Genomic DNA, 14850 nt, shown 5'->3' on the forward strand with positions numbered 1-14850 from the left:
GATGATGGGCCGAACGATCTTCATCGACCCGGGGCGCTGCATCGGCTGTCAGGCCTGTGTCTCCGCGTGCCGGGAATGCGACTCGCACCGCGGCAAGTCGATGATCCACCTCGACTACACCGACGAGGGCTCGTCCGTCGCCTCCCTCCCCACGGTCTGCATGCACTGCGAGGACCCCGTGGCCCCGTGCGCGGAGGTCTGCCCGGCCGACGCGATCCTGGTCACCGCCGACGGTGTCGTGCAGCAGGCCGACACCAGCCGCTGCATCGGCTGTGCGAACTGCGTGAACGCCTGCCCCTTCGGCGTACCGAAGATCGACCTCCAGGCGAAGCTGCAGATGAAGTGCAACCTCTGCTACGACCGCACCGCCTACGGGCTGGCCCCCATGTGCGCCACCGTCTGCCCGACCGGCGCGCTCTACTACGGCACCCTCGAGGAGCTCCAGGCGGAACGCCCCGGTGTGCAGGTCGCCGACACGTTCGTGTTCGGCGAGAGCGAGGTCCGCACCGGCGTGGCCATGGTCGTGCCCGCGGAACGGGTCCGGTGGCCGGTGCCCGGCGGACTTCCCGTCGTCGAGGTCAACGGGAAGGACGTCCGCCGATGAGCGTCACCGAACAGCCGGGCCCGGACAACGGTGCCGGGAACGACTCCCGTGAAGCCCTGCACGACAGGATCGGCGCCGACTCGCTGACCACCCGGCGCGACTACCTCCGGATCGTCGCCACCGTCTCCGGCGGTCTCGCCGTGGGTGGTCTGGCCGTGGCGGGCGGCATCCTCCACCGGCACGGCGAGACCGAGGACGGAAAGGCGCCGGCCCCCAAGCGGATCGCCGCGCAGCTGCTGCCGGGGGAGTCCCTCGCCTTCCGTTACCCCGGCGACGAGGACCGGGCGGTCGCCGTGCGGATGGACGACGGCACACTCGTCGGCTACTCCGCTGTCTGCACCCACCTGGCCTGCGCCGTGCTCTGGCGGAAGGACCGCGGGACGGAGGGCGAGCTCTACTGCCCCTGTCACGAGGGCGTCTTCGACGCACGCACCGGTGAGGTCACCGCGGGCCCGCCTCCCCGCGGGCTGCCGAAGGTGGTGATGACCGAGCTCGACGACGGCAGCATCTGGGCCGTCGGCACCACCCGCTCGGGGGAGAGCGTCGAGGAGGGACTGTGCCGCCAGCTCGGCCAGGACCGCCCCGATCTCGCCGCCCGGATCGGCTGCCCCGGCACCGGAGGCGGCGCGGAGGCACCCCCCGCGCCTGCTTCCTCCGACGACACGACCACGGGGAGGCGGCCATGACCGAACCCCTGGACCCGATCGAGCCACCGCGTCCCCCCGACTCCTCCGGAACCCTCCACCCCGACTACCACCCGGGCAGCGCCCGCCCCGAGCTGAACCGCCCCTTGCACGAGCGCTACCCCCAGATCCGCTCCACCAGTGGATACGCCGACCCCCGGGTGCGCCACACCGGTCCGGGCCCCGGGGCGGGTTCGGAGCAGGAACCCGAGCGCTCCGCGAAGCTGACGGCCCGGCTGGTGCTGGCCCTGAGCGTCGTCATCGGCCAGCTGTGGGCGCTGACGGAGGTCGTGAACGTCTGGATGGAGGGCGACACCGGCACCGCCTGGTGGGGGGCCGGATTCCTGTGCCTGTCGTTCCTGGTGGTGCTGGGGCTGTGGCTGCTCGATCCGAAGGACCGCTGAGCCCGGCCGTACCCTGGAGGTATGAGTACCGCCCCCGCCCCCGGACCGCGAGAATCGAAGCCGTCGCAGCCGCAGCAGCGGCCGACCCAGGAGCCCAGGCCGAGGCCCCCGGCCCTGATCTTCGACGATCCGCTGGACAGGCAGTCCTCGGACGATACGGACCAGGGGTGGGGCGAGCGGGCTCCTTCCGGCGGCGGTGCGGCCGACCTGGCGCGGTTCCTCGAGGAGAAGCCGCCCCACCACATCTGACAGCCGCAGGCCTCCTACGCCAGGCCCCGCTGCGCGACCAGCGCGTCCCGGATCCCCTTCAGCACCTCCAGCTCGCTCACCTCCAGCGTCTCCCGGACACCCTCCTTCGCCGCATGGGCCGCCGCCCGCCTGGCGAGGTACTTCGCCATCGGCAGCACCATCAAGCAGGTGGGCCTTCCGCTGCGCGTGCCGTGGAGGGAGCGAACTGCCCGGCCACACAAGGCGTCGGAGCGCCACATTGTCCAATCCGGTACCTGAGACGGGTGAGTTGACGCGACGTCTGTTCCATTCGGCATCGAGGGCTCCCACCGCGAGGTCCTATTCGGCATGGGACACCGCCACGGCGAGCCGACCCGAGGCGCCGGCACCGGTCAGCGCCGCCGCGGTGTCCCGCTCGACGGACAGGACCACCAGGGCGCCGCTCGCGGCGCCCGCCAGGCCGCCGGCTTCCGGGAAAGGGGCCTCCCCGTCGCCCGCACCGCGCGGTACGTCCGCCACCCGGACATCGCGCGCGACCACCTTGGCCTCCGCGTCCCCGTCGGCCGCAGCGATCACATCGACGCGGTCACCGGGCCGCAGCAGCCCGACCGTCGCCGCGTCGGCGATCCGCACCGGGGCCGACACCAGCCGGACCGCTCGCCGCTCGGAGCCCGGTGGCGCGGCTCCGGCGGCGAGCGCTCCCTTCTCGCCACCCGACCCCGAGACCGCGAGCACGGCGGAAGCCAGCGCGAACCCGGCGGCCAGCGCGCGGCGTTGTCCGCGCAACGCCCGCCGGAACCGCCGGCCGCCGCCGCCCCGCACCCGAAGGGGCCCGAAGGACGGGACGCCGCTCGGGGCGGGAGGCGCGGGACGCGTATCGGGCACCGAAGGGAACATGACCAGCACCACCTGCCGTGAGGGCCGTCCGCAGGCACATCCCGCGCGGGAGATCGCGCGGGAGATCGCGAACGACCGCGAGGAATCGCCCGAGGACGACGTGAGGGGAGTCAGGCGGGCCGACCCGCCGGACTCCCCTCACGATCCACCCTGCTCGGAAATGCCGCCGACGCCTGTGGACAAGCCACAGGGTGTGGACAACGTGGTCACCCGTACGGGAGGGGACCCGTTCAGCACCCCACGGGCCGGTCTCCGGGCCGGCGCCTTCGGCAGGACGGCCCCCGTGTCGGGCCGGCGCCTTCGGCAGGACTGCCCCCGTGTCGAGCCGGCGCCTTCGGCAGGACTGCCCCCGTGTCGAGCCGGCGCCTTCGGCAGGTCGATCCCCGTGTCGATCCGGGGCCTACGGCAGGTCGATCCCCGTGTCGATCCCGTCCAGCGCGTGCGCGCAGACGCAGTCGCGGTCCTCGTCGGCGGGGAGGGCGGCGACCGTGTCGAAGAGCACCGACCGCAGCCGGTCCACGTTGGCCGCGAACACCTCCAGCACCTCCGCGTGGTTGACGCCCTCGCCGGCCTCGGCCCCCGCGTCGAGGTCCGTCACCAGCGTCAGCGTCGTGTAGCAGAGGTTCAGTTCGCGGGCGAGCACCGCCTCCGGGTGGCCCGTCATCCCGACGACCGACCAGCCCATCGCGGCGTGCCAGCGCGACTCCGCGCGGGTCGAGAAGCGCGGGCCCTCGACCACGACGAGGGTTCCGCCGTCAACCGGTTCCCAGTCGCGTCCGCGCGCCGCATGCAGAGCCGCCTTGCGTCCCTCGTGGCAGTACGGGTCGGCGAAGCCGAGGTGCACCACGTTCGGCCGGGCCCCGTCGGACCGGGGCTCACCGTCGTAGAACGTCTGGGTGCGGGCCTTGGTGCGGTCGACCATCTGGTCCGGCACGAGCAGGGTGCCCGGACCGTACTCCGGACGCAGACCGCCGACCGCGCAGGGGCCGAGCACCTGGCGCACGCCGACGGAACGCAGCGCCCAGAGGTTGGCGCGGTAGTTGATCCGGTGCGGGGGCAGGTGGTGGCCGCGGCCGTGGCGCGGGAGGAAAGCCACCCGGCGGCCCCCGAGTTCACCCAGGAAGAGGGAGTCGCTCGGTGCCCCGTACGGGGTGTCGACCTCGACCTCGGTCACGTCGTCGAGGAAGGAGTAGAAACCCGATCCGCCGATGACACCGATCTCCGCTGTACCCGATTCTGCGTTCGCCATGCGGTCACACTAACCGGGCGCGCACGACCGGGACCCCGCCGAGTCGATCAGCGGGGTCCCGGTGGAACGTGTGGTGTCCGAGGACGGCCTCAGGCGGCCGAGGTGCCGCTCGACGACGACGTGGAAGCCGAGGACGAGGCCGAGGACGATGCGGAAGCGGCCGGCTTGGCGTCCGTCTTCGACGAGGTCGACCCGGTGGACGAGTCGGACGTCTTGGAGGACGACGACGTGGCCGGCGTGCTGCTCGACGAGGAGCCGCGGCTGTCGTTCCGGTAGAAACCGGACCCCTTGAAGACGATGCCGACGGCCGAGAACACCTTCTTGAGGCGTCCCTCGCAGTTCGGGCACACGGTCAGGGCATCATCGGTGAACTTCTGCACCGCTTCGAGGCCCTCGCCGCATTCGGTGCACTGGTACTGATAGGTCGGCACTTGCTCCTCCTGGCACTCTCACTCAATGAGTGCTAACGACGCTCCATACTGACGTATTCCGAGCGATCAGTCCACCGTGACCGGCTCACGGTGACCGATCCCACGTGCCACCGTCCGGCCCCCGGACCGCGGCGTCAGCCGTGAACGCAGGGCCAGCAGGGTCGCCAGAGCCAGTGCCGTGCCCGCCAGCGGGACCACGAATCCGGTGCTCGCGCCGTGGGCGTCGGCGAGCTGTCCGGCCACCGTGACGGCCGCCGCCTGGCCGAGTGCCACCGCCCCGGTCAGCCAGGTGAAGGCCTCGGTCCTCGCGGACGCGGGCACCAGCGCCTCGACCAGGGTGTAGCCGCTGATCAGCGCCGGAGCGATGCACAGACCGACCAGCAGGCCGAGTCCCGCCAGCAGCGGTACGGAGTGCACGGCCCACAGACCGGACGCGGTCAGCGTCAGGGCCACGTAGCCGACGACCAGCCGGCGGCGCGGGCTGCTCTTCCACGCGATGGCACCGCAGGCGATGCCGGCCAGCATGTTGCCGGCCGCGAAGACCCCGTACAGGAGCCCGTTCACGCCGGGCCGGCCGATCTCCTCGGAGAACGCCGTCAGGGAGACCTGCATGCCGCCGAAGACGGAACCGATGCCCAGGAACGTGACCGCGAGGACCCTCACCCCGGGCACGGAGAGCGCCGACCGGTGCGGCTCGGCGGCCGTGGGGGCGCCGTTGGGTGCGGGCTGGGTGGAGCGCCGGGCGGCGAACAGCACGCCGCCCAGCAGCGTCAGCGCCGCCTCGGCGATCAGTCCGGCCGCCGGGTGCACGCCGGTGCACAGCGCCGTCGCGAGCACGGGGCCGATGACGAAGGTGAACTCGTCCGTCACGGACTCGAAGGCGGTGGCCGTGGCCATCAACGGGGAGGCGGGGCGCCCCGGGGCAGCGCCCAGCAGGGCCGCCCAGCGGGCCCGCACCATGGGCCCGACCTGCGGGATGGACGCGCCGGTGGGCACCGCCGCCAGGAACAGCGCCCACAGGGGCGCGTCCGCCAGGGCGAGCACGGTGAGCGTGCCGACGGCCACCGCGTGCACCACGACGCCGGGCACCAGCACGGCGCGCTGGCCGAACCGGTCGGCGAGCCTGCCGCTCTGCGGCGCGAACAGGGCCATGGAGACGCCGGAGACGGCGGCCACGGCGCCCGCGCTGCCGTACGAGCCGGTGGTGTGCTGGACGAGGAGCACGATGCCGATGGTCAGCATCGCGAAGGGCTGCCGGGCGGCGAAGCCCGGAAGGAGGAAGGTCCACGCACCCGGGGTGCGCAGCAACTGCCCGTAACCGGGGCGGTCGGAGACCGTGGACGCCACGGTCCATGCCTTTCCGCTGCCTGGTAGCCGTGTCCCCGGGCGCGCCGCACCGGGGTGCGGAAGGCGTGCGGGGAATGCCGAGAGCTGTCCTCTTCGCGCGGGACTGCGGTAGATGCCGGGCGGCTCGCTCCAGGGGCGAGAGGACGCCACGACCGCCATACGGTCGCGCCAGCTCTGCATCAGACAGAGTTGGTCGATCAGGTTCGAATCGTGTGGATCATGAGATCCAGTCCTTCATGTTACAGGTTCCGGATCCGGTGGGCCTGCGATTGTGCGCACCCTCGCAGGCCCACCGGGCAGCGTGCAGGCAGGCCCACCGTCAGGCCGTACGACCTCGGCCCACCGTCGTCCGTCAGTGGTGGGCCCGCCTGCCGCCCGCCTTGTCCCCCGCGTGGTCCTCGCCGCCCCTGCTCAGCTTCCTGGCCAGTTTCGCGAGGTGCGGCACGTCCGCCGTGGCGCTCTCCTGCCGCCCGGCCCCGCTTGTCCCGAGCCAGCCGGCCAGCTTGCCGCCCTCGCCGACCGCCCGCAGCCGGGCCTCCGTGGCGTCGCGCACCGGGTCGGTCGCGACGACCAGCAGTTCGTCCCCGCGCCGAAGCACGGTCGAGGGCGCCGGGACGAAGCTCGTACCGTCCCGCACGACGAGTGTGACCGCGGCCCCGGCGGGCAGCCGGAGTTCCGCCACCTCCACGCCGTGCATCTTGGACTTGCCGGGGACCGCCACGGAGAGCAGATGACCGCGGAGCCGCTCCAGGGGAGCCGACTCGATGCCGAGGTCCGCCGTCTCGGACGGGTCCTCGGAGATCTTCAGGGCCTTGGCCAGCCAGGGCAGTGTCGGTCCCTGGATGAGCGTGTAGACGACGACGAGCACGAAGACGATGTTGAAGACCCGGGTGCTGCCCTCGATCCCGGACACCATCGGGATGGTCGCCAGGATGATGGGGACGGCGCCGCGCAGCCCGGCCCAGGACATGAGGGACATCTCCCGCTTGGGCAGGCGGAAGGGCGCGAGGCTGATGAAGACCGACAGCGGCCGGGCGACGGCGGTGAGGACCAGCCCCACGACCACGGCGGGCCAGAAGTCGTCGATCAGGTCGTGCGGGGTGACCAGCAGGCCGAGCAGGACGAACATGCCGATCTGCGCCAGCCAGCCGAGCCCGTCGGCGAAGCCGCGGGTGGCGGGCCAGTGCGGAAGCTTGGAGTTGCCGAGGACCATCGCGGCCAGGTAGACGGCCAGGAACCCACTGCCGTGGGCCATGGCGCCGGCCGCGTACGCGGACACCGCGATGGCCATGACCGCGATGGGGTAGAGCCCGGACGCGGGCAGCGCCACGTGCCGGATGCCGTAGGCGCCGAGCCAGCCCACCGCCAGGCCGATCGCCGCGCCGATGGCCAGTTCCAGGGCTATCTCGCCGACGAGCACGTACCAGTGCTCCACCGGGCCGACGGCGGAGAAGGCCACCACCAGGATGACCACTGGGGCGTCGTTGAAGCCGGACTCGGCCTCCAGGACGCCCGTGATCCGGGAGGGGAGCGGGACCTTGCGCAGGACGGAGAAGACGGCCGCGGCGTCGGTGGAGGAGACGACGGCGCCGATGATCAGGGCCTGCCGCCAGTCGAGGCCGACGAGGTAGTGCGCCGCGCTCGCGGTGACGCCCACGCTGATGCCCACACCGACGGTCGACAGGACCGCCGCCGCCGGGAGAGCGGGCTTCACTTCCTTCCACTTCGTGCCCAGACCGCCCTCGGCCAGGATGACGACCAGGGCGGCGTAGCCGATCACCTGGGTCAGCTCGGCGTTGTCGAACTTGACGTCGAAGATGCCGTCCTGCCCCATGGCGATACCGATGCCGAGGTACAGGAGCAGGCTGGGGAGCCCGCTGCGGGACGAAATGCGTACGGCCGCCACGGCGACCAGCAGGACGACTGAGCAGACGAGCAGAAGTTCGTTGAGCGCGTGGACAGTCAGGGTCCGTTTCCTTCCCTGCGTACGCCTTCCGGATCGGCCTCCGGCGGCCAGTACTTCGTTACCTTACCTAATCTTTAACGTTTTCTTGACGCCTTCGAGTGTTCGTGCGAACCGGTGCGCAAATGGATGCATCCCCATACCGCGTCCGAGTGGCTTCCGCGGGGCGCCTATGGTTGCTCCTGCACTCCCAGGACCACCCTGCCCCTCTAAGGACAGCGATGCCCGCCAACACAACCGCCCCTTCCGGGTCTTCCGATGCGAAGAAGACCGGCCGGAAGAAGGGGCGACGCGCCCGCCTGTTCGTGATCGTCCTGGTGCTGGCGCTTGTCGCGGGTGTCGGGTACGGCGCGTACTGGTCCGTCTCCACGGTCCGGGCCTCCTACCCGCAGACCACCGGGTCGATCGACCTCAAGGGCCTCTCCGCGGACGTCGACGTCAAACGCGACGACTACGGGATCCCGCAGATCTACGCGGACACCGACAGCGACCTCTTCCGCGCCCAGGGGTACGTCCAGGCCCAGGACCGCTTCTGGGAGATGGACGTCCGCCGTCACATGACGTCCGGACGGCTCTCCGAGATGTTCGGCTCCGGCCAGGTCGAGACCGACGCCTTCCTGCGCACGCTGGGCTGGCGCAAGGTCGCGCAGAAGGAGTACGACGACGTCCTGGACGAGGACACCAAGAAGAACCTCCAGTCGTACGCGGAGGGGGTGAACGCGTATCTGGACGGCAAGGACGGCGCGGACATCTCAGTCGAGTACGCGGCACTCGGCCTGACCAACGACTACAAGCCCACCGAGTGGACTCCGGTCGACTCGGTCGCCTGGCTGAAGGCGATGGCCTGGGACCTGCGCGGCAACATGCAGGACGAGATCGACCGCTCGCTGATGACCAGCAGGCTCAGCACGGAGCAGATCCAGGACCTCTACCCGGACTATCCGTTCGAGAAGAACAAGCCGATCGTCGACCGGGGTGCGGTCTCCCCGGCCACCGGAAAGTTCGACCCCGAGGCCGAGCCGTCGGACGGCACCGGTTCCCAGACCGTCGAGGGCGCGACCGAGGGCCTGAACACCCAGCTCTCCGCGCTCTCCGACAGCCTGGACAAGATCCCGGCGCTGCTCGGCCCCAACGGCAACGGCATCGGGTCGAACTCCTGGGTCGTCTCCGGCGACCACACGACGACCGCCAAGCCGCTCCTGGCCAACGACCCGCACCTGGCGCCGCAGCTCCCCTCGCTCTGGTACCAGATGGGGCTGCACTGCCGTCAGGTCTCGGAGTCCTGCCGGTACGACACGGCCGGGTACACGTTCTCCGGGATGCCCGGTGTGATCATCGGTCACAACCAGGACATCTCCTGGGGCTTCACGAACCTCGGGGCCGACGTCACCGACCTCTTCCTGGAGAAGGTCTCGGCCGACGGCTACCAGTACGACGGCAAGACCGAGCCCTTCGTCACCCGCGAGGAGACGATCAAGGTCGCGGGCGGCAGGAGCCGGAAGATCACCGTCCGCGAGACCAACAACGGTCCGCTGGTGTCCGACCGCAGCGACGAGCTGTCGAAGGTCGGCAAGAAGGCCCCCGTCACCAGCAACGCGCCCGACCGCGGCGACGGGTACGGGATCGCCCTGAAGTGGACGGCGCTGGAACCCGGCAAGTCCATGGACGCCGTCTTCCAGCTGAACCGGGCCAAGGACTTCACGACTTTCCGCAAGGCGGCCGCGAACTTCGAGGTGCCCTCGCAGAACCTGATCTACGCCGACACCAAGGGCCACATCGGCTACCAGGCACCGGGGAAGATCCCGGTCCGCACGCAGGGCGACGGCACGATGCCGAGCCCCGGCTGGAACCCGAAGTACGGGTGGGAGAAGGACCCCGTCCCGTTCGACGAGCTGCCGTACGAGTACGACCCGGAGCGCGGTTACATCGTCACCGCCAACCAGGCGGTCATCGGTGACGGTTACGAGCACATGCTCACCAAGGACTGGGGCTACGGCGCCCGCAGTCAGCGGATCAACGACCTGATACAGAAGAAGATCGACGGCGGCGAGAAGATCTCGACCGACGACATGCAGACGATGCAGATGGACAACCAGAGCGCGATCGCCGCGAAGCTGGTGCCCGAGCTGAAGAAGATCGGTATCTCGGACAAGAGCGTCCGCGAGGCCCAGAAGCTGCTGGAGGGCTGGGACTACACCCAGGAGTCCGACTCGGCCGCCGCCGCCTACTTCAACGGCGTCTGGCGCAACATCCTCAAGCTGGCCTTCGGCAGCAAGCTCCCCAAGGAGATGCGGGCCAAGGGCGACTGCATCTACGTGCAGCCCGTCGCGGGCACCGGACCGGTGGACGACCAGGACAAGCTCGTACGCGAATGCGGTCAGCGCGCCCCGGACGCGGCGCAGCCCGACGGCGGCGACCGCTGGTACGAGGTCGTCGAGAGCATCCTCGACGACCAGGACAACGAGTGGTGGAAGGTCCCGGCCAAGGGCCGCGAAGAGGCGATCGACAGCCGTGACGAGCTCTTCGCCCGTGCCATGGAGGACGCGCGCTGGGAGCTGACCGCCGAGCTCGGCAAGGACATGAGCACCTGGAGCTGGGGCCGGCTGCACCAGCTGTCCCTGCGTAACCAGACGCTGGGCAAGGAGGGCCCGGACCTCCTGCAGCGGGCCCTGAACCGGGGTCCCTGGGACCTCGGCGGCGGCGAGGCGGCGGTCAACGCCACCGGCTGGAACGCGGCGGGCGGCTACGAGGTCGTCTGGGTCCCCTCGATGCGGATGGTCGTCAACGTGGGTGACTGGGACAAGTCCCGGTGGATCAATCTCACCGGCGCCTCGGGGCACGCGTTCAGCGCGCACTACACCGACCAGACCGACAAGTGGGTCGACGGTGAGCTGCTCGACTGGTCCTTCGGGGAGGACGCGGTGAAGAAGTCCACCGTCGACACCCTGACGCTCAAGAAGCCCTAGACGGGAAGCGCCGGGCTCCGGCCGGCGTGACCACGGCGTCCACGGGGTGGTCGTGCGGTTCCTCAGGGACCCGCGCGACCACCTCGTCGTCGTACAGCAGGACGATCAGGGCGGGGTGCGCCCCGGCCGAGGAGAGCCGGGCCAGTACCCGGTCGTAGCTGCCCCCGCCCCTTCCCAGGCGCATCCCGCGTCCGTCCACGGCCAGCCCCGGCAGCAGCACGGCGTCCGCGTCCAGGACCGCCTGCGGCCCGAGACGCGTGCCGTCCGGCTCAAGCAGGCCCCGTCCGGCCGGCACGAGGTGCTCCGCGCCCTCGAACACGGCCCAGTCCAGGTCGTTGTCCTCCATGAGCACCGGCAGGAGCACGCGGACCCCTCGCGCCCGCAGCGCGTCCAGCAGCGCGTGCGTGCCCGGTTCGCGCCCCACGGACACATAGGCCGCCACGGTCCGGGCACCGGTCAGCTCGGGAAGATTCTGGGCGGCGGCGGACAGAACCGATGCGGTCCTTCCGACGTCATCCTGGGTGAGGAGCCTTCGCGCGGCGAGCAGTTCACGCCGCAGGTCAGCCTTCAGGGGCATGTCGGAATTCAACGGCATGTCAGGGTTCAACGGGTGCTCGCATGGCTCGCTTATGTGGATGTATGAGAACGAAGTTAACCGGACGCTCATCTTCCGCCCATATGTACGCGTTAGAGTTCGGCGCATGACTCAGCCGCCCCCCAGGATCAGCAAAGCTGTCATCCCAGCCGCAGGCCTCGGCACCCGGTTCCTGCCGGCCACCAAGGCCACTCCCAAAGAGATGCTGCCGGTCGTCGACAAGCCCGCGATCCAGTATGTCGTCGAGGAAGCCGTCGCGGCCGGTCTCTCCGACGTGCTGATGATCACCGGCAGGAACAAGCGTCCCCTCGAGGACCACTTCGACCGGAACTACGAGCTGGAGTCCGCGCTGACCCGCAAGGGGGACGCCGAACGTCTCTCCAGGGTCCAGGAGTCGAGCGACCTGGCCACCATGCACTACGTGCGCCAGGGCGACCCGCGTGGTCTCGGCCACGCGGTCCTCTGCGCCGCGCCGCACGTGGGCGACCAGCCGTTCGCCGTCCTCCTCGGCGACGACCTCATCGACCCGCGCGACCCCCTCCTCGCCCGGATGGTCGAGATCCAGGAGCGCGAGGGCGGCAGCGTCGTCGCGCTGATGGAGGTCGACCCCGCACAGATCCACATGTACGGCTGCGCCGCCACCGATGCGACCACCGACGCCGACGTCGTCCGGGTCACCGGGCTCGTCGAGAAGCCCGACCCGGCGGAGGCGCCCAGCAACCTCGCCGTCATCGGCCGCTACGTCCTGGACCCCGCGGTCTTCGACATACTGCGACGGACCGAGCCCGGCCGCGGCGGCGAGATCCAGCTCACCGACGCCCTCCAACTGCTGGCCGAGGACGAGAAGATCGGCGGCCCGGTGCACGGTGTCGTCTTCAAGGGCCGCCGCTATGACACCGGTGACCGCGGCGACTACCTGCGTGCCATTGTCAGGCTCGCGTGCGAACGTGAGGACCTGGGCCCGGACTTCCGGACCTGGCTGCGCAGTTACGTCACCGAGGAGTTGTAACAGTTTGAGCAGCACGATCTGGTCGGTGGACGAGCACCTGGACGACATCCTCGCCGCGGTGAAGCCGCTCGAACCCATCGAGCTGCAACTGCCCGACGCCCAGGGATGTGTCCTGGTCGAGGACGTCGTGGTGCAGGTGGCCCTGCCGCCCTTCGACAACAGCTCGATGGACGGGTACGCCGTCCGGATCTCCGACGTCGAGGGCGCCAGCGAGGAGTTCCCCGCCGTCCTCACCGTCATCGGTGACGTCGCGGCGGGCGACGGGGGCCTGCCCGGCGGCCGGTCGGTCGGTCCCGGCGAGGCCGCCCGGATCATGACCGGCGCCCCGCTGCCGGCGGGTGCCGAGGCCGTCGTCCCGGTCGAGTGGACCGACGGCGGCACGGGCGGCGGCCCGGCCGACACCATGCGGGCCCACAGCGACGCCCCGGAGGGGGCGAGCGGCGAGGTCCGCGTCCACCGCCCCGTGAAGCCCCGCGCCCATGTCCGGGCCAAGGGCAGCGACGTGAGCCCCGGTGACCTGGCGCTGCGCGCGGGTACGGTCGTGGGCCCGCCGCAGATCGGCCTGCTCGCCGCGATCGGCCGCTCGACGGTGCGGGTGCGGCCCCGCCCGCGCGTCGTCGTGCTGTCCACCGGCAGCGAGCTGGCGCAGCCGGGCGAGGAGCTGACCGCCGGCCGGATCTACGACTCCAACAGCTTCGCGCTGACGGCCGCCGCCAGGGACGCGGGAGCCATCGCCTACCGCGTGCCGGCGGTCGCGGACGACGCCGAGACGCTGCGGGCCACGATCGAGGACCAGCTGATCCGCGCCGACATCGTCGTCACCACGGGCGGTGTGAGCGTCGGTGCGTACGACGTGGTCAAGGAGGCCCTGTCCTCCGTGGGCGACGAGGACGAGGCGGGAGGGGGCGTGGACTTCCGCAAGCTCGCCATGCAGCCGGGCAAGCCGCAGGGCTTCGGCTCGATCGGCCCCGACCACACGCCGCTGCTGGCACTGCCCGGCAACCCGGTCTCCTCGTACGTCTCCTTCGAGCTGTTCGTCCGTCCGGCGATCCTGACGCTGATGGGTCTCGAGGACGTCCACCGCCCGTCGGTCCGCGCCACGCTGAGCACCGGGAAGACGCTCTCCTCGCCGGCCGGCAAGCGTCAGTTCCTGCGTGGGACCTATGACGCCGAGGCGGGCACCGTGACCCCGGTCGGAGGACCCGGCTCGCATCTGATCGCCGCCCTCGCGCAGGCGGACGCGCTGATCGTGCTGCCCGAGGACGTCACCTCCGCCGAGCCCGGCACGGACGCCGAGGTGATCCTCCTCCGCTGACTTCCGCGCGGTGGCGGTACGGTGTCTGGCGCTGTGCCTTACCGGGGGAAGCTCCCCGGGCCCCTCGCTCCGCCCCTCGGCGCGGGACGGGCGGGCAACCGGCGCCCTACCGCTAGGCGGAGTGAGTTGAGTACGCAGAACAGGCTGACGCACATCGACGAGGCGGGCGCCGCCCGCATGGTCGACGTGTCGGAGAAGGACGTCACCACGCGTGTCGCCCGGGCGAGCGGCCGGGTCCTCGTGTCACCGCGTGTCGTCGAACTCCTCAGGGGCGAGGGCGTCCCGAAGGGGGACGCGCTCGCCACCGCGCGCATCGCCGGGATCATGGGTGCCAAGCGCACCCCCGACCTGATCCCGCTCTGTCACCCGCTGGCCGTCTCCGGTGTGAAGGTCGACCTGAGCGTCGCCGACGACGCGGTGGAGATCTGGGCCACCGTGAAGACCACGGACCGCACGGGGGTCGAGATGGAGGCCCTGACCGCGGTGTCGGTCGCCGCGCTCACGGTGATCGACATGATCAAGGCGGTCGACAAGAGCGCGGTGATCACGGACGTGCGGGTCGAGGCGAAGTCCGGCGGCAAGTCCGGCGAGTACCGGCGCCCGGCACCGGAGGGGGCGGACGCATGACCGCGCCCGGCAGCGCCCCTGCCACAGGCAGGTACCGCGCCCTCGTCGTGACCGCCTCCAACCGCGCCTCGGCCGGTGTCTACGCCGACAAGGGAGGCCCGCTCATCTCCGAGGCCCTCACCGGTCTCGGGTTCGCCGTCGACGGCCCGCAGATCGTGCCGGACGGCGACCCGGTGGAGGCCGCCCTGCGGGCCGGCGTGGCGGCGGGCTACGACGTGATCGTCACCACCGGCGGCACGGGGATCTCGCCCACCGACGCCACACCCGAGGCCACCCGGCGTGTGCTGGACCGTGAGATCCCGGGCATCGCCGAGGCGATCCGCGCCGAGGGCCGCGACAAGGTCCCCACCGCCGCGCTCTCCCGCGGCCTCGCGGGCCTCGCGGACCGCACCCTCGTCGTGAACCTGCCCGGCTCGACCGGCGGCGTACGCGACGGGCTCGCGGTCCTGAGCAGGCTTCTGGTGCACGCCGTCGACCAGCTACGCGGCGGCGACCACCCCCGACCGGGGAGCCCGAGCTGAACGTCCGGACC

Annotated in this window: 15 protein-coding genes and 1 pseudogene; 9 read left to right on the forward strand and 7 right to left on the reverse strand. The window is 71.2% G+C overall.

What is annotated here, in order from left to right:
* Position 1: 1 nt before the first annotated feature.
* From LWJ43_RS18740 to LWJ43_RS18755, 4 genes are read left to right on the forward strand one after another with little or no spacing between them, the layout of a single operon-like run.
* Positions 2-604, forward strand: coding sequence for a 4Fe-4S dicluster domain-containing protein (locus tag LWJ43_RS18740; RefSeq protein WP_277333383.1), 603 nt, complete (start codon positions 2-4; stop codon positions 602-604).
* Positions 601-1290, forward strand: coding sequence for a QcrA and Rieske domain-containing protein (locus LWJ43_RS18745; protein ID WP_277333384.1), 690 nt, complete (start codon positions 601-603; stop codon positions 1288-1290). The genes LWJ43_RS18740 and LWJ43_RS18745 overlap by 4 nt, the downstream gene beginning before the upstream one ends.
* Positions 1287-1691: a hypothetical protein gene (locus tag LWJ43_RS18750; protein ID WP_277333385.1), complete on the forward strand. Its 405-nt coding sequence runs from the start codon at positions 1287-1289 to the stop codon at positions 1689-1691. The genes LWJ43_RS18745 and LWJ43_RS18750 overlap by 4 nt, the downstream gene beginning before the upstream one ends.
* Before the next feature lie 21 nt (positions 1692-1712).
* On the forward strand, positions 1713-1940 hold the full coding sequence (locus LWJ43_RS18755; RefSeq protein ID WP_277333386.1) for a hypothetical protein: 228 nt from the start codon (positions 1713-1715) through the stop codon (positions 1938-1940).
* A 14-nt stretch (positions 1941-1954) separates the two neighbouring features.
* On the opposite strand, the pseudogene LWJ43_RS18760 reads toward LWJ43_RS18755, so the two are convergent.
* The 6 genes and pseudogenes from LWJ43_RS18760 to LWJ43_RS18785 all read right to left on the reverse strand — a co-directional run.
* Positions 1955-2104 (reverse strand): annotated as a pseudogene (locus LWJ43_RS18760) (large conductance mechanosensitive channel protein MscL); the annotation flags it as partial.
* Positions 2105-2258: 154 nt separating this feature from the next.
* Positions 2259-2816: an RcpC/CpaB family pilus assembly protein gene (locus LWJ43_RS18765; protein ID WP_277333387.1), complete on the reverse strand. Its 558-nt coding sequence runs from the start codon at positions 2814-2816 to the stop codon at positions 2259-2261.
* Positions 2817-3216: 400 nt separating this feature from the next.
* Positions 3217-4065, reverse strand: coding sequence for an S-methyl-5'-thioadenosine phosphorylase (locus LWJ43_RS18770; protein WP_277333388.1), 849 nt, complete (start codon positions 4063-4065; stop codon positions 3217-3219).
* Positions 4066-4154: 89 nt separating this feature from the next.
* Positions 4155-4496, reverse strand: a complete 342-nt coding sequence (locus LWJ43_RS18775; RefSeq protein WP_277333389.1) for an FmdB family zinc ribbon protein — start codon at positions 4494-4496, stop codon at positions 4155-4157.
* Between the two features lie 66 nt (positions 4497-4562).
* On the reverse strand, positions 4563-5843 hold the full coding sequence (locus LWJ43_RS18780) for an MFS transporter (protein ID WP_277333390.1): 1281 nt from the start codon (positions 5841-5843) through the stop codon (positions 4563-4565).
* Positions 5844-6195: 352 nt separating this feature from the next.
* Positions 6196-7749, reverse strand: a complete 1554-nt coding sequence (locus tag LWJ43_RS18785) for a potassium/proton antiporter (protein ID WP_277333391.1) — start codon at positions 7747-7749, stop codon at positions 6196-6198.
* Positions 7750-8027: 278 nt separating this feature from the next.
* Between LWJ43_RS18785 and LWJ43_RS18790 the strand changes: the two genes are divergently transcribed.
* On the forward strand, positions 8028-10772 hold the full coding sequence (locus LWJ43_RS18790; protein ID WP_277333392.1) for a penicillin acylase family protein: 2745 nt from the start codon (positions 8028-8030) through the stop codon (positions 10770-10772).
* Here LWJ43_RS18790 and LWJ43_RS18795 read toward each other — a convergent pair.
* A complete protein-coding gene (locus LWJ43_RS18795) occupies positions 10759-11349 on the reverse strand; it encodes a 5-formyltetrahydrofolate cyclo-ligase (RefSeq protein WP_277333393.1) in 591 nt (196 codons plus the stop codon). The genes LWJ43_RS18790 and LWJ43_RS18795 overlap by 14 nt on opposite strands.
* A 124-nt stretch (positions 11350-11473) precedes the next feature.
* Here LWJ43_RS18795 and galU point away from each other — a divergent pair, with 124 nt between their 5' ends.
* The 4 genes from galU (at position 11474) to LWJ43_RS18815 (ending at position 14839) form a co-directional block, all read left to right on the forward strand.
* The gene (gene galU, locus LWJ43_RS18800; RefSeq protein ID WP_277333394.1) at positions 11474-12376 is read left to right on the forward strand and encodes a UTP--glucose-1-phosphate uridylyltransferase GalU; all 903 of its coding nucleotides are present in this window, start codon (positions 11474-11476) and stop codon (positions 12374-12376) included.
* 4 nt (positions 12377-12380) lie between these two features.
* The gene (gene glp / locus LWJ43_RS18805) at positions 12381-13691 is read left to right on the forward strand and encodes a molybdotransferase-like divisome protein Glp (protein WP_277333395.1); all 1311 of its coding nucleotides are present in this window, start codon (positions 12381-12383) and stop codon (positions 13689-13691) included.
* 126 nt (positions 13692-13817) lie between these two features.
* The gene (gene moaC / locus LWJ43_RS18810) at positions 13818-14318 is read left to right on the forward strand and encodes a cyclic pyranopterin monophosphate synthase MoaC (RefSeq protein WP_277333396.1); all 501 of its coding nucleotides are present in this window, start codon (positions 13818-13820) and stop codon (positions 14316-14318) included.
* Positions 14315-14839 carry a MogA/MoaB family molybdenum cofactor biosynthesis protein gene (locus tag LWJ43_RS18815; protein WP_277333397.1) on the forward strand — a complete coding sequence of 175 codons (525 nt, stop codon included), beginning with the start codon at positions 14315-14317 and terminating at the stop codon, positions 14837-14839. Before moaC ends, LWJ43_RS18815 begins: the two co-directional genes overlap by 4 nt.
* The last annotated feature ends 11 nt before the right edge of the window (positions 14840-14850 follow it).

The sequence above is a fragment of the Streptomyces sp. JH34 genome (assembly GCF_029428875.1).
Taxonomy (GTDB): Bacteria; Actinomycetota; Actinomycetes; order Streptomycetales; family Streptomycetaceae; genus Streptomyces.